The organism is Flavobacterium sp. (assembly GCF_965277525.1).
GTDB lineage: Bacteria > Bacteroidota > Bacteroidia > Flavobacteriales > Flavobacteriaceae > Flavobacterium.
The window spans coordinates 1,082,736-1,109,391 of record NZ_CBDIDC010000005.1 but is presented as its reverse complement, the minus strand read 5'-3'; the positions used below and the strand labels follow the sequence as shown (position 1 = coordinate 1,109,391).

The following is a 26,656-nucleotide window of genomic DNA, read 5'->3' as shown; positions in this document are numbered from 1 at the left end:
GGGCTCTTATTTTGTTATCTGTATAAAGTGAAATGTCCTACAAACTCTCTGTCATCTTTCGCATCGTTCAGTTTAAGAACATACCAGTAATCTCCTGAAGGCAATTCGGCACCATTGTATCTACCATCCCATTTTTGACCGTAGTGATACTTAGCAATTACACGACCGTATCTGTCGAAGATAGAGAACTCAAGGTTGTTGTAAATATTGGTACAACCAGGACCCCATGTTGTGTTGGTAGCACCAGCCGGAGTAAAGTAGTTATCTAAACAAACATCTATATAGATTGCAGGAACTGTTATTGTCGCAGTACATCCGTTTTTATCTCTAACCACTACCACATAATCTCCAGACTTGTAGATTTTATATTTGTTAGAAGAAGTAAACGGCTCTCCGTTGAAACTGTACTCATAAGCAGGAGCTCCACCAGCAGCAGTAACTGAGATCACGTTCATTTCTTGCTGTCCTCCAGTCAAAGCAATTGTTAAAGGATCGTATGCTTTGATATCGAAACTAGCTGTTGGTACTTTACAACCATTCGTATGTCTTGCCACAATAAAGTGTCTTCCCGGAGCAACATTTGTAAAGATGTTACCTGGTTGGAAAGGGCCTACATCACTATCAAGTGAATAATCAACTTGAGTAAGATCTGTATTGCTTTCATCTACTGTAACTGTTACCATGTTAGATTGTGAATTGTTTACACAATCATAGTTTACTTCTACAGTTGGGTTAAGGATTACTGGTAAAGGCATGTTGATTGTAACTTCAGTTGTACATTCGCTGTGATCGATAATGTAAACAATATGTTTACCTCCTGACAATCCGCTGTAATCTTGTGTATCACCACCATCAACTGGAAGATAAGGACCTTTATCATTATCAAGACTAGTTGTATAAGGACCTGTTCCACCAATAATTTGAATAGCAAATACACCATTTTTGTCTCCTACGCATACTTCCGGAATCATAGAATTTGGAATCTCTATAGCCGAAAGCGGAGCTGGTTCTTTTACTTCTACATCTGTAAGGAATACATAACATTCGTTTTCATCCTGAACTAATACATCGTAGAAACCTGGTTTCAGATTTTCAAATACATTTTTGTCAAAGAACTGTTTAAATTCTGGTTCGATTGCATATTTATATGTTCCTACTCCGCCAGTTGCGTTTACAGTAATTTTACCATTGTTGTAACCATTACAAGTTAAAGGTGTTGCAATAGCATCAGCTGTTAATGAAGTATCCGGTTCTGTTAACTGGAACAACGTTGAAACTGTATCACAATCTAAACTTGTAATTTTTACGATATAATTTCCGATTGGCAATTCTGTAAACATACCCGGAATAACCTGTGCCGGAGCTGGAGTAATATCAATTCCTGCAGCATTTTGCAAGGTATAGCTATAATTTCCTAAACCACCTTTTGCTGACACAGTGATAGAGCCGGTAGCACCACCTTTACATTTAATATCAATTTTGCTAGAGCGCTCAAATTCTAATGCCGGCACTGGTGAGAACTCACTAGTGTTAGACACATAGCTCTTACAATTATTAGCATCTTTTACAAAATATTTGTATTCCGTATTTGCTGTTGTTACAGGTAATGTAATATCTATATAAGAGTTAAATGGTCCTGTATAATACGTTCCATCTGCGCTATAATAGTATGGAGGGTTTCCTCCTGTAGCTGTTAACCTAACAACCGGAACTTGCTTACAACTTTCAGTTTTTTGAATTTCTAGATTCGCTTTTACAATTTCTGGCTGATTAATCGTCACTTTATTAGAGTCATTTGTACAAGACCAAGTGTCATTAACAGTAATATAATAAGTTCCTGCTTTTAGACCTGTAAACACATTTCCTCCTTGTGATTGCTCAACTGTAACAGTTCCGTTAGTTAATACTCCGTGTAATGTATAAGTATAGTTTCCTGAACCTCCGCTAATTGTATTAATTGTTACTACTCCATCTTCATTGTCGAAACAAGAAAGCATTGGTGTAGCGCTAATTCTAATACTAATTGGCGTTGGGTTTACTAATTTAGCATCAACAAAACTTTCACAACCGTAAGCATCTTTAGCATATACTCTGTAATCTCCGGCTGCTAATTTTTCAAAAATTGGCGACTCGCTATATTCTTTAACAATAGTTGTACCTGATCTTAATTCGTACAAGTACTCACCTGGCCATCCTCCAGTTGCTGAAGCAACGATTATACCATCATTATTATCTTGAACACAAGTAATTTCTGACTGCGTTTTAGTAACCGTTAATTCCGCCGTTGGCTGATTGATTGTAAATGTTGTCTGAACTGTACACTCTGGTTTGTTTACCAATTTAGCTACAACTTTGTACTGACCTGCCGTTAGGTTTTCAACCCAAATTGGACCTGCACTTGTTGTTCTATCAGTGATTGGAATAAGACCGCCAGTAATTGTATATTCGAACGGACCAGCATCGTTATTTGGAATTAACTGATTGTCTACAAAAGTTAATTGTACTCTTGTAGTTGTTCCAAAACAAACACTCTCATTTTCCGGTTTAGCCATAATATCAAATGTATTTGGATTATTGATAAAGTGAACAGCCTGAATCGTACAATTTGTAGCAGGATTCGTTACTGTCACGACATAATTACCAATTCCTAAATCTGTAAAGATTCCGTCTGTACTAGGAGTCGGACCATAAACTGTTCCGTTTGTTCCGCTTAAACTATAGTTTAATCCGGTAATAACAGCTCCTGTTACTGATTTTACTGTTACTGTGATATCTTCATTATCAACGCAAGTAATCGCATTATCAACTTTGATAACCACATTATCCATTGCAGTAAATGGTAAGATTTCATATGTTCCCACTGCAGAACCTATACATAGATTATCGTCATAAACATTTATTGTATAAGAACCACCTTTGTAGTCTTTCTCAATAAATACATTTCTTCGTCCTTTATAAACCTGTGTTACGCCATTAATAAACTCATAAGTATACTCTCCTGTACCACCAGTAACACCGTTAACCGTTATAGTTGCATAGTTACTTATATTATCAGTACTACAACCATAAGGAACTACAACTGGGTTTGGCACCTTAATTTCAGATGGTTCCTTAACTTCAACGGTCATATCAGCAGGACAACCTCTTCCTGAAATTACAGAAACTGTATATGTTCCTGCTTTTAATCCTGTAAATACCGGACTCTCTTGCGGAGTTCCGCTATCTAAACTATACATGTATTTAGGGTTATCGTTTACACCAGGACTTGTTGCAGCGATACTTGCTCTAATAGTTCCGTCATTTCCACCATTACAAGAAACCATAGTAGCAATTGCATCGAATCCTGTAACTGGTGTAGCTTTGTCTAAATCAAATACAACTAAATCTGTACAATTACTTGGTGTTCCTAAATCAGTAACAATAATAGTATGCGAACCAGCAAATACCTTATCGAATATTGCGGGTGTACCTGCTATTGTTCTAACCCCATCAAGTGTATAGCTAAAGTTACCTGATCCTCCTATTGCACTTGCAGTAACTTGTCCGTTACCATCTGCACAAGTTGGGTAAATATCTTTTTTCACCTCTAAAATTACAGGCTGCAAAATAGTAATCGCTGCCGGGAATGTAGTTTCGCAACCAAATTTATCTCTTACAACTATGTCATAAGCTTTAGGTGCTTTTACAGTGAACTTATTCTCAGATTGGAATCCGTCGCCAATACTATAAGTAAATGGCCCCATTCCTGTTCCAAGGTTAACTACAATCTCATAGTTTCCAAAAGCATCAGTACATTGTGATGTTACACTGGCAGTAAATCCTGCAGGCAATGGATCGGTTGTGATGTTTACAATTATTGGAGCAGAAATACATCCGTTTTGATCTTTTGCATAAACATACCATGATGGTATTTTAGGATCTAACTCTCTTGTAGCATCGGGTAAGAATGCTCCAGGTACTGCTGTTGGACTTACAGGAACAAATGAATAGGTATAGTCACCTGCTCCACCATGACCTGCAACTGTAACAAGCGCTCCGGTTGTACAATTAGCATTCACATTAAATTCTTCTGAAACTGTTACAGCAACAGGATCGTTTACAACAATTGTGAAAGTTGTTGGACAGCTTGTGATATCATCAAGGATATCAATTTTGTATGATCCCTTAGCTAAGTTAGATAAACTAACTACAGCATCAGAAGTTGTAACTGGTGCTGAAGGAGCATCAGTATCTTTTGTTATTGTATAAGTATAAGTTCCTTTGAAATCAGAAACTGTAAATACTGCTTTTCCGTCATCAGTACCAATACAAGATTTCGCAAATGCGTCACCTGTAGTTTGAATCCTAACAACATCTTTTATAGTCAATACATCACTGAATGAACACTTATTACTATCCGTTACCTCAAATCTATAATCACCAAATGGTAATCCGCTGAATACAGCCGGAACCGCACTTCCTGTTGTTGTGATTGGAGCATAAAGCGTTGTTGGTGCTCCATTGAATTCTGTAATTTTAAATTCTAATGCACCTACACCATTTGTAGCAGTCACTGTAACATCGCTATTTCTAGCAGCACAAGTAATAGCTGTTGGTGAGAATGATAAAGCACTTGGCTTGTTTAACGGAACAATCGGAACTGTTACCGGACTTGTTTCACATCCATTAGCATCTCTAACTGTATACGTAACAGATGCAATTGAACCATTATTACTTACTGAAATACGATCTAGTGAATCATATCCTTTACCATCAAAGTTATACTCATATGTTCCAGTTCCGGTACCACCTTTACCTTCCACTACTATTTCAGTCAATGTGCTACAAGATGTATTTGGTGTAATTGAATGATCTCCTTCTAATAGAGGTGGCTCTGTAATTGTAATTGTACTTGCTAATGAAGCACAACCTTTTCCATCTGTTACCACTACTGTGTAAGTATCCGCAGGTAAACCTGTATAAGCTCCGCTTGTATCACCAGTAGTATTAACGATACCTTTTACACTTGTAAGTATAAATTTATAAGGTCCAACTCCACCTGATGGTACAACAGTTAAATTACCGTTACTTTCAGTAAAACATCTTACATTAGTTTGTGAATCTGCAAGTGTTGGAATTATAGGTTGGTTCACTGTCACAGGAGTTGTTGTAACTGTACATGGTACATTACTATCTGAAATTTCAAAAGTATAAACCCCAAAATCAGTTACAGATTCTGTAAAATTACCCGTAGTTGGTTTTGGACCACCAACTGCGATTCCACCTAAGTACATTTGGTACGTGTAATCCTTTTTACCACCTTGAATTTCAACGACAATTCTTGCTGGTACATCACCTGTACAGAAAAGATCTTTCTCTACTGTTGCATTAGCAATTAATCTTTCTTCAATAATGTACTCTATTTCATCAGTACATCCGTGATCATCAGTTAAGACAATTTTGTATTTTCCTGCTTTTGTAAATGTTATGTTACTGCTTGTTGGTAAACCATCTACAGTAAATGTTTTGTTACCATTGTAAGTTGTAGATATTGCAGCATCACCAAAATTAATTGTAATATCTGCATCTACAAAACATTGCTGTGCCGGTTGATTAAGTTCTGGAGCTGCATCACGGATAACCGGAACATTAACTTTACCAGAAATACATCCATTGGCATCTTTTACGTACACATCCCAAGAAAGAACAGTTAGATTAGTATTAACTGTAATAGGATTGCTGCCAAAACTTGTTGGAGTACCCGCAAGTGCCGGAACAGCTGCATAAGTATAATTTCCTATTAGTCCAGTTCCACCAGCTACATTCGAAACAGTAATTGTAGATTCTTCCAAATTACAATTTACATTCGTTGCTGTTGCAGTAAATGTTATCGGATTAGGCTCAGTAATAGTCACTACAGCAGATTTCGAACAATTTGTTGTATTATCTGTAACTGTTATCGTATGAGTTCCTGCCTGTAAATTTTGCAATGTAATAACATCATTAACAGGAGTTGGCACTGTTACAGCTGGTACACTTGCCGGAACACTTGTTACTGCAATTGTATAATTTCCAGATGTGCTAAAGTCTGAGACCTGGAAAACAGCTATACCATTATTTGTAGTACCATTTGCAGCATTACAAGTAATATTTGTTGAAGACGTCAATGCGATATCGATTGGAACAACATCATCTATTTTCAAATCTCTTTCGATAGAACAACCATGGTCATCAGTAACTTTAAATGTATAGGTACCAGGCGCTAAACCTGTAAATACATTTGAAGCTCCATTATCTAAAGTGATTGGAGAAATAATCTCGTATTTCGCCATTAAAGTATTTCCACTTGCCGCCGTTGTATAACCTCCTGATACAGTTAATGTAACATCAGAGACATTAGTTGGACAAACCGGAGCTGTGGCACTAAATGTAATATCTAGAAGTTTTTTATATGGCGCAACATGAACAGTCCCTGTAAACTTACAACCGTTCTTATCAATCACATAATACGGAACATCTTGCCCGGCTGGGTCATTGTTATTAGCAACAGAAAGTGTATTACCATCATAATACGTTGACGAACCATCAAAATTATATTGGTAAGGAGATGTACCTGTAGTTGGCAAATCTATACTCACAACTACTGATTGAACTGTATTAGTAGATGGGTTACATGTAAATTCTGTAACTTTAGCTGTAGTTGCTAATTTTGTTGGTTTCGTAATGGTAAAGTTTGTCTTTTTAAGGAAACAGCCTTTTCCTGAAGTCACTAAAATATCATAAACTCCTGCTTTAAGATTTGTAAACTCAGGTGTTGACTGAGCTGTTCTGCTAACAGCAACACTACCAAAAGTTTCAGTTCCTGTAAGCGTATAACTATAATTTGGATTATCACTTCCTGGTTTCAATACAACCACGAGTTTACCACTATTATCATTATCAACAAGATCTCCAACATTAAAACTACTACACAATATATTAGTAGTTTCAACATCAAAATCAACAGGAGTTCCTGCTTTTAATGTAAATTCAGCTGTAGTAGTACATTGCGTTCCAGCGGCTCCACCATCAGTTATAGTAACTGTATGAAGACCTGCTTTAAGACCTGTTATGGTATTTCCAGAAATTACCTGACCAATATAACTTGGCAAGATAGTATAACTGTATGTACCCGAACCACCTGTTGGGTTTAATGTAACTGAACCATCGTTAACGATACAACTAGGTTGCGTAAGTGGATCTATTGTTAAATTAAGAGGCTTAGCAATGGTAATTGTTTTTGAATCAATACAATCGTTAGCGTCTTTTATATAAATAATATGTGGACCAGAACTAAGGTTGGTTACTGTATAAGGCCAAGTTGAAACAGGTGTATAAGCATTGTCACTGTCAACACTAATATAAACATCACCAGTTACAGGAGCGCCTGTCCCTTTTACACCAGAAACAACAACACCAAAAGTATTTTCGGTAACACATTTATTCACTACTGTTAAAGGGTCAAGAAGTGGACCAGGGTCAGTACTAATAATTTGACCTAAAGGAACTTCACAGCCATTCGCATCTCTAACAATAAAACTCCAGTCGTTTCCTTTTGCAGGATCCAGTTCTAGTACGTTTTCATCAACAAAACTTGGTACTGGATCTCCCGTAGGATATGCTACATATTTATAAGGACCTGTACCACCACCAGCAGTAATGGTTACCAAAGCACCTCTGTGACAATTTGCATTTAACACTTTGCTTATTTTCGCCTGAAGTGCAGATGCTGGTTGTTTGATTTGGAAAGTAAAAGAAGTTGAACACTTTGTTCCATCTACTTCTTTTACATACAATGTATAATTACCCGGTTTTAATGCCGTAATTGTTGCTTTATATGGAGGAGAAGTGGTAGCTGGATCAGTAATTATATGATCAGGAGTATAACCAGGAACTGGTTGATTTGTCAGGTTATCTCTTAACTCGTAATACAAATCTTTAACACCAGAGTCAAAATTTGTCACTTCAAAATCAATCTTACCATTTGCAGAACCAAAACAAGTAATATCTGTTGTTGTTGCTGTAATTGTAATAGGTGAAATGGTAGGGGTAGTATAATCTAAATATGATGGACAACCATTAGCATCTATAACTTCAAAAATATAGTGTGTATTTTGATCTAAACCATCAAAAGTATATGACATTGCAGGAATAGGTATAGGTCCTGATGATATACTAGTACCATAGATAGAATAAGTAAAATTAGGAGTACCTGTTAATGGTTTAACTTTTATTTCAATAGAAATACCATCAAGACAAGAAAGTCCTTTAACTTCAAGTCCTAATTCTAAATATGGTGGGGGCGTAATTCTTTGTGCATCACTTTCAAATTTACAACCTTTAGCATCTACTACATTAACATAATAATCACCAAAATTTAAATTTGGGACATTAATTGCCGTAGTTGGAGCATTAGAAGTTTCCGTAAATGGTGAACCCGGTACTTGATTCATTTTATTATCATAAACATAATAAGTGTATGGTGCTGTACCTCCAGACAATACACTAACATCTAAGCTTCCTGGTTGTGTAGAATTACAAGTAATTGCATTAATTCCAATTTTAACATCAATTTTAGGTGTTGGCGCAATAACAATTGTTCCGTTTTGTATACAACCTCTATCATCTTTTACGCTGTAAGTATAAGTTCCTGCACCTAAACCACCATAAACATTAACATTGCTAAAGCCTTTATTATTAAAATTATATGTAAATGGCGCTACTCCTGTAAGTGCGGTAATAGTTACTGAACCATCAGTATCACCGTTACATGTTGGGCTTATTGGATCATAAGAAGAAGTAACACCAACATTTGTTACTGTTATTGGGTTTGTCTCTTTAGTACAACCATTAGCATCCGAAATCTCAAATTGATAAACACCTGCTGTTAAAGTTTGGTATGTATATGGTAATGGTCCAGTAAAAGCAATTGGTAAACCGCTATAAGATCCCGCGCCAACTTTCACTCTATAACCATAAGGCGATTTTCCTCCATTAATTGTAAATGTAATTTTCGCTGGAGTAGGTAAAGCAGGAAGAACTGCAGGACATATATCATTAGTTAAAACCGCTAGGGGATTTAAAGCATCACTTACAACAACTGATGTTGTATTAGTACAATTATTAGCATCTGTAACTGAAATCGTATAAGTTCCTGCTGCCACTGTAAATATATCAGCAGGGCTTGGAGCAACTCCTGTATTTATTGTGTATGTATAAGGAGCAACTCCTCCAGCACCAACTGCTTTAATTGTGAATGAACTTCCAGAAGCACTACATTGATTCGTAACCGAAGCACTTACTGTTGGAACTGGATCAGTATCAATTGTTACTGGTAAAGTTGCAATACAACCTTTTGCATCTTTTACAAGGATAATCCAATCTTTATCAGTTCCCCCGTTAGAATTTATATTAAATATTGGACTTGGACCATACGATGGTGTTCCTGTAGGGTTGTCAGCATCTAAAATTGCATACTCATATTTCGTAGGAGTTGCATTTTGTGTACCACCGTTAGCTAACACTGTAACAGTAGAGGAAGGTTTTCCGCAATTAGCATTTACATTAGTTACCAAACCTAAAATTAAATCTGCTATTGGTTCTGTAATTGTGATTGATGTCGGAACGGTACATAATGAAGTTTCATCAATAAAGTCAACTTTATAAACATCAGCTGCAAGATTAGGCAGTGTAAAAGTGTTTGCTGTTTGTCCGGTCATAGTAGTTCCTCCATTTACAGTATAACTGTATGTAGAAACAAATCCATTTACTTCATAGCTGATATTACCTGTAGCTCCATTATGACAATACGCATCATTTACTTTTGTTGCAATTGCTGTCATTGGCACTACATCCTGGATTGTTTTATTGGCATAAGCATAACAACCGTTATCATCTGTAATTTTGAAAACATAGTTACCCGCTGGTAATCCTGTGAAATTTCCATCAGCTGCTCCTGAAGTATTGGTTGTTGTTGGACCTGAAAAAATTTCATATTTAAGAGGAGCAACACCTGTAAATGGTTTTATTTTAATGCTAACATCACTTGATGTTGCAGCTGGTGCACAATAAATAGGGCTTGCACTAACAGAAAGAACCTGTGGTGGATTTAATTTTAATATTGTTATTGTTTGCTCAAGTGTAGTACAACCATTACTATCCATAACTACGTACTTGATCGTTTGATCTGATCCGTTATCAGTAACAGGAAATGTATTTGTACCAGTAAAAGAACCTCCATTAAAACTATATTGATAATCAGGTCCAGTTCCTGTAGTTACAGGATCTATTGTTACTAATGCAGATTGTTTAGTATTCGTCGCATTACATAAAAACTTAGTCGCAGATGCAGATGCTACTAATTTAGTTGGCTCAATAATAGTCACTTGCGCAGTACCTTCGCAACCTAGGGCATCTTTGACAACAATATCATAAATTCCAGCAGCTAAAGCAGTAGCTGAAGCTGTTGTAGTTGTAGCTGAAACCGTTGTAGAAACTGTTACTCCTCCTTTAGTTACATTATATGTAAAAGGAGCTTTACCAGATGTTGCCGAAATAGAAATAGTTCCTGTAGAAGCTCCATTACATTTAACATCCGTTTTACCTGTGTTAAGTGTTAAAACAGTTGCTTTAAGCGTTACCGGAATATCTGCTGTATATGCATAACAAATTGGATTTGCACTATCATTAACTCTAAATTTGTAAGTTCCTGCTGCAGTTGCAGTATAAGGACTTGTAGTTGTTGCATAAGTATTTCCACCATCAGTTGAAACTGCAAAAGTATAAATACCTGTACCACCGCCAGAAGTTAACTTAATAGTTGTTTCTGATGTACAATCAGTATCAACCACTACTTCTGTTGTAATTGTTAATTTTGATGCCACTACATAATCGATAAAAGCTTCACAACCAAATTTATCTTTTACTGTTAATTTATAATTTCCTGGAGTTAAGCTAAACGTAGCTGAATCTCCAAAATCGTTACCATCTTTACTAAATGTTGCCGGTGTTGCAAAAGTTCCTGTTATTGTTACAGAAATAGGGCTTCCAGGATAACATTGCGCTGCAATAGGATTTACAATTGGAAGATCTTCTGTTAGTATAGTAACCGTTTTCTTAACCGCGCAATTATTTACATCTTTTACATAAACATCTATACTAGTGGTTAAAACAGCAGTATCAACTGTTAAAATTGTTCCATATGGCGTTGTTGGAGTAGTTGAACCACTTGGTGCATAGGCATAAGTATAATTACCACTTCCTCCTATTATGCTTGTTATAGCTAATGTTGCAATTTTATTATTACAACTAATTTTTGATGCATTAACAGTAAAATTAATTGCAGTTGCAGTACCCACAGTTACTTGTTTGCTGTCTGAAATACAACCTGTTGTTAGATCAGTAGCAACAAAAGTATAAGTTCCCGGAGCTAAATTAGTATAGGTTACTACATTTCCGTTAACGTTTGGAGTACCTGTATTTGGAGAAAAAGTATAGCTAAAGTTACCTGTACTGCTTACGTCAGACACTGTAAATGAAGCTTTACCATTTTTAGCATCAAAACATACTTCATCCACTTTTGAACCTTCAGCTGTAATTTTAACTGCTCCGTCGATAGTTTTCTTACCATTTACAGTACATCCTCTTGCGTCTATAACTTTAAAGAAATACTCACCGGCCACTAATCCAGTAAAAACACCTGTAGTGTTTGAAGGTGGTAAAGTTGGTCCTCCTGTTACTTCATAAGTAATAGGAGCAATTCCACCATTTGTTGTAAGCGTTAAACTTGTTGATGCGGTATTACAAGTAATTGCTGCCGGTACAGAAAAATTAATTAAAGTTGGCGGATTAAATGCCGGTACTTTAATTTCATTTTCAGCTGTACATCCGTTTGCATCTTTTACATAAAATTTAATTGTTTGCTCAGATGTTGTATTTGTAATGGTTTTGGTAGTTACATCATTGTAACTTGTACCACCATCAAAATTATATTTGTAACCTCCTGCTCCACCTTCACCAACAATAGTGATTACTGTGATAGTGCTGCAAGTTGTGTTAGCCGGAAAACTTCCTGTAACGGCAACTTTTGTTGGATTAGTTAAAGTAACTTCATAAACTGGCGATTCACAACCTTTGCTGTCTTTTACCTGATACGTATATGTTCTTGTATTAACTGCACCTACAAACGCATTTAAGTTTGAATAAGTTGCAGACGCGCCATAATTACCACCATTAAATCTAAATTCATAAGTTGGTCCTGATCCTCCTGCCGGTAAAACAGTAAATGAACCATTTGCCTCATTATTACATTTTGGATTTGTCTGGCTTGCTATTGAAGCTGTTGGAGTAAGTTTTGCATCTACTTTTGCAGCTGCAGTAACTACAAAACATCCTTTTGAATCTGTAACTTTAAATACATAGCTACCTGTTTGAGCTGTTTTATAGATATTACTATCCATATCAGCAAAGATAGTTCCACCATCTGTTGATACTTTATAAGTATATGGTGCAATTCCTTCAGAAGCATCAATTATGATTTCAGCTTCCGGAGTTAATGTACAGTCTATTAATTTAGTTATACGAGGACTTGCAATAATTTGTTTTCCAACTACAATGCCTGTAATTGCATCTGCAATACATCCGTTACCATCTGTTACTACAACTGAATATGTCCCAGGTGCAACTTCAAATTTATTATTGTCTTTTTGAGCCGTTGTTCCATTTAAGCTATAAAAGAACGGACTAACTCCTCCCTGAACTTTAACAACAATAGTGGCTTTATTGGCAGCATCATAACACAAGTCTGAAGATACATCTAAAGATATTGTTGGTTTAGTCGGATCTTTTACTATTACCGGATCTGAAGCTGAAGAAGCACAAGCACTTTTATCTTTAACTACTACATAATACGATCCTTCCGGTACATTATCAAAAGTAGCTAAATCACTCGTTCTGTAAATCGTACCATTTGCATGATAAAGTTCGTAAGTATATTTAGGCGAACCTCCTGTTGGTATAGCAGTGATCGAAGCTCCTACAAGACATGTAGAAGGCTTTGTAACACTTGCTGTTGTTGTAAGTATTATTGGTGCTGTTATTTCTTTTTCGAAAGAACTTTTACATAATCCTGCATCATCATTCTTAACGATAATTTTATAATTTCCTTTGGCTAATCCAGAAATTGTAAATGGCGATGTTGTTGCTGTATTCCAGGTTCCACCATTATCAAGAGAATATTTAAATCCGTTTGTTGCATCAAAATTTTCAACAGTAAGTGTGATCTTACCATCGTTTTTATCGCTACAAGTTGCATTGTCAATTACAGGTTCTGAAACTTTAAATGCTTTGTTAGTTTGAATAATAACATCAAATTTCTTCTCTGTTATACATGATTTAGGTAATTGACGAACCCAAATATCATCTACAAGTAAATCATTTCCGCTGAATTTATTATTATAAGAACGAATTACAAAACTAAGATTATTATATGCGCCAGGATTTAAAGACAATTCTTTATAGTTCCAAATTTCATTTCTTGGTACTTTCCAAGGATTTGCAGTATCAGTTGTTGCAACGATAGTTTCTCCTGGTCCGCCCAAGTCATTAACTAATTGTATAGTTAATTCCGGATCGTAATAATTGGATCCAGTAGTACTTTTCATTAAATTTTCTGCCCATAATGAAATAATTACAGGTTGATCTACAATAACATCTTTAATAGGTTTACTGTAAATAATACCTCCAATTCCAGCTGAACTTCCAATATTAACACATAAAAATCTTCCAAATTTATCAGCAGGTATAGTGTGATCTTTAGCAATTACCCAAGTACCTCCAAAAGTTGTTTTTATACTGCTTGCGACAGCATATTTACCATCATTTATCTGATAATCATTGATGTCACCGCATATCGATGGAAAAGTTACCGGATGTGGAGTCGTTTCATCTTCAAAACAATATTTCGAGCTGATTCCAGGAGTTGTAGTATAACCTCCTTTTCCAAAATCTTCTTGTAATAAGTTACTATATGTTGCTGCCGAAACAACTTTGTATTTTACTGATATTTCATGTTTCCCTATAGGAACATTATTAAATATATTGCTATTAATAGGTGTATTTGGTTTGTTATCAATATAATATTCGTATGTATAATTTGATCCTCCTGTATTGTTTACAACTATAGTCGCTTTTCCTGTTCCATCACAATTGTAAACAACCTGAGGATTTGGCTCAATAGAAGGATCTGCTGGTTTAGGATCTAAAACAATATCTGACATTGCAAAAATACATCCTTTACTGTCTTTAACATAAACAGTATATTTTCCCGGATCTACATAAGCTTCATTCTTATTTATCCATGTTTTTTGATTATCAAAACTATAGGTATAAAGAGGTGTTCCTCCTTGTACATTCGTAATTCTAATCTTTCCTTGATATTCAAATCCAGTCAGACCACAACCTGCCAGTTCAGAAACTCCGGCAGAAGCGCTTAATGCATTTTCCGGACCTGTAATTTGTACTATAACTGGGTCATCTAAACATTCAACACCCTCATAAACATATTTTACAACCAGAGAATAGCTTCCCGGTGCAAGATTGGTTATTGGTGAAATAGAATTAAATCCTCCATTGTTAAGACTGTATGAAACAGTATAACCAGAGTTTACAGGCGAAATATCAATTTTTATCTGACCTCCATTTGTCCCGTAGCAGTCAACGTTACTAGAAGTCACTGTAATAGTTGGTTTTGGAACCATAACCATTTTTATCGGAGGCACCATAACTTTACATCCTTTGTCATCTACAACCTCTATATTGAAGATGCCATCTGCTGGTAACGTAGCAAGTGTTACCGGAATTTTTGGGTCAGTTACATAATTAACATTGCCATTTATATAATACATATAATATGCTGGCGGTCCCGGTCTTGGAGTCCCTCCTTTTACAGTTACCAGAATTTCTCCTGCACCACATTCTGACAGTGTTTTAGTAACTTTAGCTTCAGCTGTTAAACGATAATCAAGAACTTCTACTTCTTTAATTACACTACATCCATTATTGGCAGTAGACATAATTACTTCGTAGATAAAACCAGGTTCAACACCTTTAAATGTAACAAAATTATCAGTTATAAGTCCTGTGTTTTGAATTTCAGCTGTAGTTCCTTTTTTTCTAAGAATAAATTTATAATTGCCCGGAACATTCGCAATACTAGCAGTTATTGTCCCTAAATCTCCCGTACAAATTGGGTTCGTTGCTTTAAGATCTGTTTTAAATTCAAGTTCCTCAACATTTACATCTACAAAGAAAGGACATGCAGAGATTTGACCATCTATTAATACAGTTTGTCTAATTTGAACTTTATAGCTTCCTTTTGGAACATTATTGAAAGTACTTGAAGTTTGATAATCTGTTCCATTCAGACTATAACTATAACCCGTGTTTTCAGGTGGATTTGTTACTTTAATCCATCCCTTTGTATTACAAATGATATCTTGCTTTTCAGCTTTAGAATCCAGTTTGTTTTGGTAAACATTAAAATAATGAGTGACCACACAAGTATTACCATAATTTACAACCACTCTAAAAACCCCTTGTCTGTCAGCGGTAAATTTAGTATTGTTTTCAACAATTGTTGTCCAGTTTGTTGCTCCTTCGTAAGGACAGCTTTCTGGGTTAGGCGTCTCTGCGGGAGGTACATCTTTTGTTTCCTGCCAAGTCACTTTTGTCGCTCCTGTAATATGTGTGTCAATTTCTCTTTTGTCATTAAGACCACATAAAAAGATTTTAGGAAACGGTTTTTTATCCCTAACACATGCGACAGCTTCTCCTGTAAGCGGATCAATATTGTCTCCTTTGATTGGATTTTTAATTGTTGCGGCAAGATAATCTGTTACAATAAATGTTTGTTGGATTGGCTCACAATTGGCTGCGCCACTATTGTCAACAGTATACCTTCCAGGTTTGTTAATTGTAACCGTTCTGTTGTTACCACCAAAGATAACTCCACTTGGATCTTTCCACACATAAGTGTTATAACCCACAGCAGCCGTTAAAGTTGCGGTACCACAAAGTGATACATCTCTACTAAACAAACATTTATCAATACCTACTAAAAAGTTCGTTGCTGTTGGTTCTCCCACATTACATTGTGAAATCGTAGAATAACTTCCCTCTCCAAATCCTTCGAGAGTGGTATTTTTTACACCAAAATATCTAGAATAGGCCGTATTTTCAATTCGGTTTGCACAAGCGTCAATTAGCTCATTACAATCGTCTACCACTTTTACTTTAAATTTAATTGTGTAAGGTGTTAGTGGACCATTTGCAACAACTAATGCATCGGGTATTGTAAAAACTAATCTTTTTGCTAAAGGGTCATAGGTTGCAGTAATTCTGGAGTCCATTGTAATACTGCTAAGGCCTCCAAAAATTACATTTTTAGGAAGGTCGTCTGTAATGGTAAAGTTCTTCGCATTATCATTTCCTTCGTTCCTAAAATTAATCTCATATTGTAAATCCTGGCTTAAGGTCACAGGCTTTCCATTAATATTGTTATTGTCTTTGTCTAGTACATTTTTTCTAAGTACTATTTTTGGAGCGATAATTTCTACTGATAACGCATTAAAAAACATATAATACGAATCTGACGAAGTACTTATTCTAAGCGTCGCATTTGTCTCATCATTTTGTATAATAGTATTATCCTTGTTATCCACGTTTACAACACCTGCATCGTAGCCTAGCGTGTTTATGCTGGCAGGTACACGCCCGGCAAGAATAACATCTCCATCTGTGATACTACTATTAAAAAAGTTAGGTACTGGAGGTTTAGCCGGAATTGCTGGAGATCCACTATTTGGCCTACCCGGTCTAGGCGGTACTGCTGGTATAGCAGGAGTACCTGGTTCAATTGGTCTCGTTAATGATGATATAGCACCCCAAGCAGAAGATTTTGCTCCTTTAATTTCAAGACCATCTCCTTTTAATCTATTATCCCCCTCCAACGCACTAAATGCTAATTTTACATTTACATCTCCAAAAGGATTTGTTCTAAAGCCCGAAATAGGAATATCTAATGGAGCATCAGTAGCCCTAATAATACTAAAACCATCAAAACTTGTAATATATTTGTTAGGAAGCAATGGGTCTTTGTAAATAATAAAAATACTCCATCCTGCAGAGTTACCACCTCTTCCGGCATCCAACTTTCCTTCAGAGCATATTACATCAGCTACTGTATAAACTCCTTGCTTAGCAGCCTTAACTTCGTCTGTAACTTCAACGAAACAGGCATATGGTTTGGATACATATGCGTTATCTACTCCTGCAGCACCCTCATCCCACATTAAAGTACCAGTAAACTCTTTGTACTTTGCTCCAACTCCCGGTGTTTTTAATTTGACCTTATTGATATCTTTTCTGTCACTACCCTGATAAGTTCCTCCCCAATACAAAGCTGCGTATATAATCTCGTAACAAGTTTCACTCTTTTTTGGAATTGTTAATGTTGCAGAACTGGAATTTTTAGTAGTGTTATCAGTATCGATATCAATGTATTTCATATTGAATTCATCGTTGACTGAACTGCCATCACCAATATCATTATACGGATCTTTAGGACCTTTGGTTGAAGTTTCTCTATTTAAGATATTGTTTCCAATAACTAAAATATCTCCATTCAAACTGGTAGTCTTTCTCGCAGTAAAACCCTTTCTTAATTGGGCGTGAGAGGATATACTAAGCAATAAGAATACCACTGCAATAAATACTTTAAAAATAGTAGGTTTTTTCATAGTCTTCATTTTGTTTTGCTGGTCCTGAATTTTTTAAGGGGCATTAAAAAATAAATTATAGCGTTCTAATACATTTATTTTATCTGTCCTTCTGAAAAGTCAGAAGGACTGAAATTTTTTAATTCTATATTTTCTATTAATTCTCAACTTTTACGATCGCCATTTTTCCGTTGTATGGTTTAGATCCTTTTGCTTCTAATGCCTTAGTCGCTTCAGATAAACCTTCGAACTTCTCGTAATAGATGTAATACTTACTTGTTGTAACATTGTAAAAGAAATTAACATCTGAACGTCCTGCAGCAACTGCTTTTGCCAAGAACTGATCGCGTTTTTCTACACTATTGTGAACGGCAATTATTAAATAATAACCACTATCAGAATTTTTAATATTCTTGATAATTTGCATATTCGACTGGTCTTCACCAAAATCAAAGTCACTTGCCGTTAATGGTGTACTACTTACTTTAGTCGTCTCCTTTATACGTTTAAGAGCAGCAACGTCCTGCGCATATCTTCCCTGATCATTCTCATATGCTGCACGCTTAATTCTACGTTTTTTCTCAATTTCAGTTTCTGCTTTAATACGTTCTAAATTCGAAAGTAAAGTCGCACTATCCTGTTCCATTTTTAATTGAGCTGCTTTCAACTGATTGATCTTATCCAGATACGCTTTGTTTAAAGCATCATTCTTGTTCGGGAATTTTTTAAGTCTTTCGTTATATAAATTAGTCAACTTCGTGATTTCATCTTTCTGAAGTCTATTGGCTTCCGCAAGCTGTAATTTTAAAGACTCTAACTGACTGTTTTCAGCTGCAACACTTTTGAAAGGTTTTGGCTCTTTATAAATTCCTTTTTCACTTAAGTCATTCTCTTCTCTCAAATCATTCAAATCTCTTTGTTTATTGGCTACTGTTGTATTAAACTGAGATAATAAATCCTTTTGATTTTTAACTGAACTCTCAATAGACAACGTTAAATCTTCTATTGCTTTAGCCGTATCATCTTTTGGAGATGAAGCTTCCTTTGCGAGGGCATCGGCTTTCGCTTTGGCGTCTGCTAATAATTTTGCTTCGCGTGCTTCCTCTGCCAATCTCAATTGTCTGGTTTCTTCTTCAGCTTGTAACTTTTCTGTGGCTTCGGCATCGGCTTTCGCTCTTTGATCAGCCAATAACTTCGCTTGAGCTGCTTGCATATCCGCTTTCGCTTTAGCATCTGCAGCTAATTTAGCTTGCAATGCATCTGCATCGGCTTTTGCTTTGGCATCGGCGGCTAGTTTAGCTTGTAGTGCCTTAGCATCCGCTTTGGCTTTAGCGTCAGCAGTTAATTTTGCTTGTTGTGCGTCTGCATCAGCTTTTGCTTTGGCATCGGCAGCTAATTTAGCTTGTAATGCGTCTGCATCGGCTTTTGCTTTGGCATCGGCAGCTAATTTTGCTTGTAGTGCCTGAGCATCCGCTTTGGCTTTAGCGTCAGCAGCTAATTTTGCTTGTAATGCGTCTGCATCAGCTTTTGCTTTTGCATCGGCGGCTAATTTTGCTTGTAGCGCCTGAGCATCGGCTTTGACTTTAGCGTCAGCAGCTAATTTAGCCAGACGTGCATCTTCTGCTTCTTGCAATTGTTTCGCTTCTGCATCGGCTTTTGCTTTAGCAGTTGCCTCTGCATCTGCTTTAACTCTGGCATCAGCAATTAGTTTTGCTTGTAATGCTTCCATATCCGCTTTCGCCTTAGCGTCAGCTGCTAGTTTCGCTTGTAGTGCTTCAGCATCTGCTTTTGCTTTGGCATCGGCAGCTAATTTTGCTTGTAGTGCTTCAGCATCCGCTTTTGCTTTGGCATCTGCAGCTAATTTTATTTTTAAAGCTTCGGCATCTGCTTTCGCTTTTGCATCAGCAGCTAATTTTGCTTGTAGTGCTTCAGCATCTGCTTTTGCTTTTGCATCTGCAGCTAATTTTGCTTGTAGTGCGTCTGCATCCGCTTTTGCTTTGGCATCTGCAGCTAATTTTATTTTTAAAGCTTCGGCATCTGCTTTCGCTTTTGCATCAGCAGCTAATTTTGCCTGAAGTGCTTCTGCATCAGCTTTCGCTTTGGCATCGGCAGCTAATTTTGCTTGTAGTGCGTCTGCATCGGCTTTTGCTTTGGCATCTGCAGCTAATTTTATTTTTAAAGCTTCGGCATCTGCTTTCACTTTTGCATCAGCAGCTAATTTTGCCTGAAGTGCTTCTGCATCAGCTTTCGCTTTGGCATCGGCAGCTAATTTTGCTTGTAGTGCGTCTGCATCGGCTTTCGCTTTCGCATCGGCAGCTAGTTTTGCTTGTAGTGCATCTGCATCCGCTTTTGCTTTGGCATCAGCAGCTAATTTTATTTTTAAGGCTTCTGCATCAGCTTTCGCTTTGGCATCGGCTTCTAATTTTGCTTTTGTAGCAGCTTCTGCATCAGCTTTTGCTTTGGCGTCTGCAGCTATTCTTGCTTCTCTTGCTTCGGCATCTGCTTTCGCTTTGGCATCTGTAGCAAGTTTTTCTTTTAATGCAGCCTCTTCTGCAGCTTTCGCTTTAGCATCAGCAGCTAATTTTGCTTTATTAGCAGCATCAATATTAGCTTTCGTTTTTTCAGCAGCAGCAGCGGCAGCTTTAGCTTCAGCAGCTAATCTTGCCTGATAAGCATCTGAATCTGCTTTTGCTTTAGCATCAGCGGCTAAAATAGATTGTAAATCTGCCGCTTCCGCTTTTGCTTTCGCATCAGCTTTACGTTTTGCTTCAGCAGCATCTGCTTTTGCTTTAGCATCGGCTGCTAATTTTATTTTTAAAGCTTCGGCATCAGCCTTCGCTTTATTATCTGCTTCCAATTTTGCTTTGGCAGCATTTTCGGCATCGGCTTTAGCTTTGGCGTCGGCAGCCAGCTTAACTTTCAATGCTTCTGCATCAGCTTTCGCTTTATCGGCTGCTAATTCAGCTTGTGTTTTTTGTGGTGCTGCAGTTGTTGCAGCTTTTGCTTTCGCAGCTGCGGCAGCATCGGCTTTCGCTTTATCTCCAGCCAATTTAGTTCTCAATGCTTCAGCATCAGCTTTGGCTTTATCAGCTGCTAATTGTGCCTGAGTCTTTTGAGTTGCTGTTGCAGCAGGTTTATTTGCAATTGCCTGCGCTCTCGCAGCAGCGGCAGCATCTACTCTTGCTTTATTATCTGCAGCTAATTTTATTCTGCGTGCTTCAGCATCAGCTCTTGCTTTGTCAGCAGTCAATTGTGCTTGTGTTTTTTGTTCTGTAGCAACTGCTCTGTTTGTTGTTGCAGTTTGTGCTCTCGTTGCATCAGCTTTTGCTTTTGCATCTGCAGCCAGTTTTATTTTTAATGCTTCAGCATCCGCTTTAGCTTTATTATCAGCTTCTAGTCTTGCTTTTGCAGCAGCTTCGGCATCAGCCTTCACTTTTTCGGCAGCAGCCAGTCTTACTTTAAGTGCTTCAGCATCGGCTTTTGCCTTAGCTTCTGCAGCCAGTTTTGCTGTTTCGGCACCACTTACTCTCGTTATTGGTGTTGTATTTTTCTTAGCTATTACAGCTTTTGGTTTCGAAGGGTCTATTAAGGAACCTTCTTCATCGTCGCCATAATAATAGTTTCTATTTTTGAATTTATAAGCGATAGCAAATTCATGAGAACCTCCCAGATTAGTAAAATTTCCCATACCTCTCTCGTAATTGTATTCAATAGCGATACTTGGCGAAATATTAATTCCTAAACCTGCCGAAATTCCGTATAAAGTATTATAACCTGCCTGTGCCCAAACACCTTGCGGAATAGCAATCATGGCAAGTCCGGAAATTACTGTTTTATCTTGTTTAATTTCTGTTTTTACAATTCCAGAAAATTTACTTCTGTCAAAAAAACCATAACTATCAAGATAACCCGTGTACATAGCATGCAATTCGATGGCTCTTTCCGGGTCTTCTTTTACGATTCCAGCTCCAAAATTGTAAAGAATCAAGTTGTTTACAGAAACTCCAAAATCAAGAAATGCAGTTCCGTAGTTGATACCAGGATTAACCGTTAATAAAGTGTTTGAAGGATAATCACCATTTAAAAGACCCGGATCATCAGATATGATTTTTCCTTTGTTTAAACCACTTTGATAGACACCAACGTTCATACCAAAAGTTAAGTTACTGTCTTGCTCTAAAACGATGTTGTGAGCAAAGTTTCCTATTCCGCCAAAAACAGTCATTAAACCATAATTTTGCTGGAATAAGCCAAAAGCAAAAGCTTCATTCTCTCTAAAACGACCTGAATAATTGGCCAGATAGGTATTTGGTGCATCTTCAAATTGCACCCATTGTCTTTTATTATAAAAACTCGCGTATGCATTTGTTTCTCGAACAAAACTAAATGTAGGGTTGATTAAATATCTGTTAAATTTTAAAGAATTTCTAATAGGTAATGAAAACGAAACAACTCCATTCTCAGGTTTGTCCTGGGAATAGAGTGTATTTGAAAAACCGTAAAATAAAGTGATGAATAGTAAAATTTTCTTCATATTATCTTATCACAGTTATTGATCCTTTTTTTTCACCTGCGTCGCCTTTAATGACATAGTAATAAACTGGATTTACATTTTTAAAATCTATTGAAGCCTGAGGCCAATCTCCCTGATAATTGCTAACATCAAGAACCATATCGCCATTCGAACTTATAATCATAACCTTGGTATTTGCATTTTTGTATTCGTCCGGAATATTCCAATACGGACTCGTGCCGCTCAGACTAATTATGTTTGGAATAACTGAAGACGGACCTGCCTTTCCTTTGGCTTTAAAAATAAATTCTTTAGAAGATACACATCCTGAAGCCTGGGAAATTCTCACTTTATAAGTACCAATAGCGGCTACCAGATAACTACTTGATGTGGCTCCGGAAATAAGATTGTTATTTAAATACCACTCGTAAGTTGGGCTTGTAGCATCTGTTATTACACTAACACTTAGCGTTTCTCCTTCTTCAAGTTGAAATTCATCAGCAACATCAATACTGGCATTAAAACTATTACTTTTAAGATCTATTGATCCGCTTGCAACGCAACCACCAAAATCAACTTCTACGGTATAAATACCAGATTCTGTTGCTTTAACAGTACGGGTATTACCACCAAATGGAGCTCCATCTTTTTTCCATGTATATTTATTACCACTTGTTGCTGTTAATACTGTTCCATCTGAACTTGGACAAAAAGGATTTCCTAAACTTGAACTAATTGTAACCGCTGAACCGGCACCTCCTGATGTAACGGTTACACGATTTGAATAAGATTCAGAAGTACAGGTTCCGTAATTTGTTTCTACATAATAAATTCCCGGAGTAGTTACAGTATAACTTGCTCCAGAAGCACTGGCGACAAGAGTTGGAAGTGCAGTCGCTCCATTATCTCTATACCAGTTATAGTTTAAAAATTTATATTTTAATGGTGAATCATTTACAGGATCAGCTGAATCAGGATCAATAGTTAATACATAACTACCTCCTGAGCAAAATGCAGCATTACCACTAAAATTATTTATGGTAAACTGCCTGTCATGCGCCCTGTAATAAATTGGAAAAGAAGTTTTTAAACCAAAAGAAACAAATTTGTTACTTGTAAAACCAGTTGTAGAAACCCTAAGGCTATAAGTATCAGATCCTGGAAGATCAGTGGGAACAGAAAAAAGTATTTCCTTTTGATTTGCCGCAGGATCTGACGCTGATATTGTATTAGCAGTAATTACAGAAACAAAATTGTTAGTTGAAAGTTCAACAACAAAAACTGTCCCAGCAGGAAATCCGCTATAAGTAAATTTTGCAGTATATTGGTTACCACCAGGTCCGGCACATATCCTGTCAAAATCTAAGACCTGTGGATTTATCGATTTAACCTGTCCATACGAACTTGGTCCGGTAAAAATAATTATACCGAATAATAGAAAAACGTTAAAAAAAGATAAAGTAATTTTTCGAATCATATAGTGCGTTTTCTTGCCAAATCTATATTCTCAAAAAACAAGATATCAATAAATGTTTCAGAAAAGTCATATCTGTAGTTCTCAATAATATCTTTTGCAAGAAGTGAATAAGAAGCTGCTAATGATGAATTGTCTTCACATTTTGAAGTAGTCTGATCATTCGGATCAGTTGCAATAGGAAGGCTATCCTTGGGGTTGGATAGCCCTACTATAAACTGATTAGAATTCTCTAATTTGCTGATAATACTAGTATCATCAGCTATGTGATTGTTTTGGTTATTTGACGCAGTCAAGTTGCAAATAGTCGCAATAGAAACTGTAGGATTTTCTATTGAACTTTGTGCATATAGACTTAACGTAATAGGTGAAACCAAAAATATTATATTTAAAAAATATTTTTTTCTAGATTGAGCCATTATGTCTTGATCTTTATTTGGTCCTGTTTAAGACGAATACATAAATTGTGTCTGGGGACTTTATTAATAAAATTTACGTTTTGAAATAAAAATCGAAATCTATTTATCTGTTTCCGCTTGAAGCTGTAATTTTTCCTAATTGTAGTCTGAAATCAGGTTTTTTAGCATTGAAAATATCAATAAAGGTTTCTCTGTTACTGCTTTGAGAGTAAACATTGAAGAAAACACTATTTCCATACCAGCTCTCTAAATCTTCGTTGTTAGAGTTGTATTCCGTAAAGATGTTTCCTTTACATAGGTTAAAATACATTTCTTCGAATTTGATTTTCTTAAGATTAGCATCATTGATTTCTGTTTTGCTGTCTAATAATACTGCAGGATTAAATCCTGAGATTACACTTCTTTTCATTTCGATAGAAGCATTTTCAGCAACATATACGGCTTCTTTTACCAAACCTGCCTGAATATCAGCGTTAATATTTTCACTGTCATTAAGCATTGTAATATTAGTAGCCACAACCAAAGTTTGTTTTTTAGTAAAATCTGTTTCACTTTTCTTTTCATAAGATTTTACTTCCATGCAACGAGATCCGTCTTTTGTACTAGAGAAGTAAGAAGATCTAACTGCAAGAGAGTTATAGAAACGACATTGAACTCCTTGTGAAAATTTAAAATCGTCGTTGATTGATTTATAAGAAACAAATTTTGTAGCGTTTACATCTCCTCCTAAGAAACCAAATGAATCACCACCAGCGTAGCTTACCATAATGTTTTCAAGAATTGTTTTGTTTCCAACACCAGCTAAGGTTAGCGCATTAAAAGTATCAGCGCCTTTTACTTTTTTACCGGCAAATTCAATTCTTACAAATCTTAGAATTCCAGAATTTCCAGCAGCATTATCGCCGCCATAAGTAGTAAGTGTAGGATCAAGATCTAAGTTATAGGAACCTACATTACCAAATTTATTGATTGGAGCATCACCAAGAATTACAACTCCACCCCAGTCACCAGCTTTTTTCTGGCTACGGTTTGAAGTAAATACAATTGGATCAGTTTCTAAACCGTCAGCAATAAGTTGTGCACCTTTTGTAACTACCAATGTTCCTTTTGTTTCGAAATCACCAATAATCAAAGTACCAGGTTCAATCGTTAAAACAGCATTGTTTGTGACATAAACATTTCCTTGCAAAACATAGATATTCCTCTTCAGCAATTTAGTATTAACAGAAATGTTTCCTGCTAAAATTTGGTTTGCTTCTCCATACTCTACTTTGTTAGGCTTAAATTCGGTCCAGTTGTTCAACCAATTGTTGTAGCCCATAATTCCTTTTTCTTGTTGAGCAGTCATACTTGTAACTGTCAAAAGAACACAGATCATCTGAGTAATTTTTTTCATGATAAGGGGGTATTACGGTTAATAATAAATTTGGGTATGCGTAAATGAAAAAACTCATCTCGACTTTTTCTGATTTTGTCAGAACACATCGAGAACGAGTTGTTTTTTATTCTCTTTCAAAATGACGTATGAAATCACTGCATCTACGTAAACATTAAAAAAAAGGTTTTAAAAATATAATTTTTTATTACATTTCGTTCAATTCGTTGAACTCATGTAAAGATTTCAATGTGCTTTCGTAAAATAAAATTGCCGCGATTAAGTTTCCTTTATCAGAATATGGCATCATTTTTCTTTGAAACTCTACTGTTGTATCTAAAAATGTTGTTGTACCAACAGCCTGAGCGTCTAATACTTTTTTGTGTTCGTTATCGTCCGGAATACCTAAGTCTGCCATCGTAACACCAGGTTTTGTAACCAAAGCAATGTAAGGGAGGGTTTTTACTAAAACTTTAATACGCTCAATGTATAATTCCAAAAGTTCTCCTTTTTGCATACCACTCAATTCTTTTTGATCATGGTATTTACGAATAAGAGCTGTTGTACTAATTATACTTCTTGGAGCATTTTTAGCCTGGGCAGAAATAGCCCCAGTTGTCAATAAAAAAAGTGCACTAAATAAAATAATTTTCCCTTTCATAGATTCTTATTATAATTGGTTGTTGATGAAAACAAAAATATGTAAATTAACTTAAATTGCAACTTTATTGATTTCTTTTTTCAAAAAAAAAGCTTAAAGAAAGCTTAAAAACCAGCGTTATGTCGGGAAAATGTGCGTTTTAACGGGCTTTTTGTTAAAAATGTTAAAATAAAAATGTAGGTTATTAACTATTAAACTAAACATTTTTTTTCAATTAATAACAAAAAAAAACTTACGTTTAGCTTTTTTCAAAAAAAACTATTAACAAAAAAACCATGATATCTACTCGACTTAATCTTGTTATTAACAAAAGTTGGTTAACAAACCACAAAAAATACGTAAAAAAAACTTTAATAAGGCATAAATAAAAAGCCTGCAATAAACTTTTTGTTGAAAATTTTTGACTACATCATTTTCTTCTA

Annotated in this window: 6 protein-coding genes; all 6 read right to left on the bottom strand. The window is 36.1% G+C overall.

Annotation, left to right across the window (positions count from 1 at the left end; genetic code table 11):
• Positions 1–14: 14 nt before the first annotated feature.
• Entirely contained in the window at positions 15–17,813 is a 17,799-nt protein-coding gene (locus ACQY44_RS13115) for a T9SS type B sorting domain-containing protein (RefSeq protein WP_428230784.1), read from the bottom strand.
• Positions 17,814–17,949: 136 nt separating this feature from the next.
• Positions 17,950–22,326: a PorP/SprF family type IX secretion system membrane protein gene (locus ACQY44_RS13110; RefSeq protein WP_428230783.1), complete on the bottom strand. Its 4,377-nt coding sequence runs from the start codon at positions 22,324–22,326 to the stop codon at positions 17,950–17,952.
• A 1-nt stretch (position 22,327) separates the two neighbouring features.
• Positions 22,328–23,782: a gliding motility protein SprC gene (sprC, locus tag ACQY44_RS13105; protein WP_428230782.1), complete on the bottom strand. Its 1,455-nt coding sequence runs from the start codon at positions 23,780–23,782 to the stop codon at positions 22,328–22,330.
• The gene (locus ACQY44_RS13100; protein ID WP_428230781.1) at positions 23,779–24,198 is read right to left on the bottom strand and encodes a hypothetical protein; all 420 of its coding nucleotides are present in this window, start codon (positions 24,196–24,198) and stop codon (positions 23,779–23,781) included. The genes sprC and ACQY44_RS13100 overlap by 4 nt, the downstream gene beginning before the upstream one ends.
• Before the next feature lie 103 nt (positions 24,199–24,301).
• Positions 24,302–25,594 carry a hypothetical protein gene (locus tag ACQY44_RS13095; RefSeq protein ID WP_428230780.1) on the bottom strand — a complete coding sequence of 431 codons (1,293 nt, stop codon included), beginning with the start codon at positions 25,592–25,594 and terminating at the stop codon, positions 24,302–24,304.
• A 187-nt stretch (positions 25,595–25,781) separates the two neighbouring features.
• A complete protein-coding gene (locus ACQY44_RS13090; protein WP_041520423.1) occupies positions 25,782–26,234 on the bottom strand; it encodes a hypothetical protein in 453 nt (150 codons plus the stop codon).
• Positions 26,235–26,656: the final 422 nt, after the last annotated feature.

What these genes read in the sequence shown, in the direction of transcription:
- ACQY44_RS13115 (WP_428230784.1), bottom strand. Translation starts at nt 17,813, where the DNA reads ATGAAAAAACCTACTATTTTTAAAGTATTTATTGCAGTGGTATTCTTA.
- ACQY44_RS13110 (WP_428230783.1), bottom strand. Translation starts at nt 22,326, where the DNA reads ATGAAGAAAATTTTACTATTCATCACTTTATTTTACGGTTTTTCAAAT.
- sprC (WP_428230782.1), bottom strand. Translation starts at nt 23,782, where the DNA reads ATGATTCGAAAAATTACTTTATCTTTTTTTAACGTTTTTCTATTATTC.
- ACQY44_RS13100 (WP_428230781.1), bottom strand. Translation starts at nt 24,198, where the DNA reads ATGGCTCAATCTAGAAAAAAATATTTTTTAAATATAATATTTTTGGTT.
- ACQY44_RS13095 (WP_428230780.1), bottom strand. Translation starts at nt 25,594, where the DNA reads ATGAAAAAAATTACTCAGATGATCTGTGTTCTTTTGACAGTTACAAGT.
- ACQY44_RS13090 (WP_041520423.1), bottom strand. Translation starts at nt 26,234, where the DNA reads ATGAAAGGGAAAATTATTTTATTTAGTGCACTTTTTTTATTGACAACT.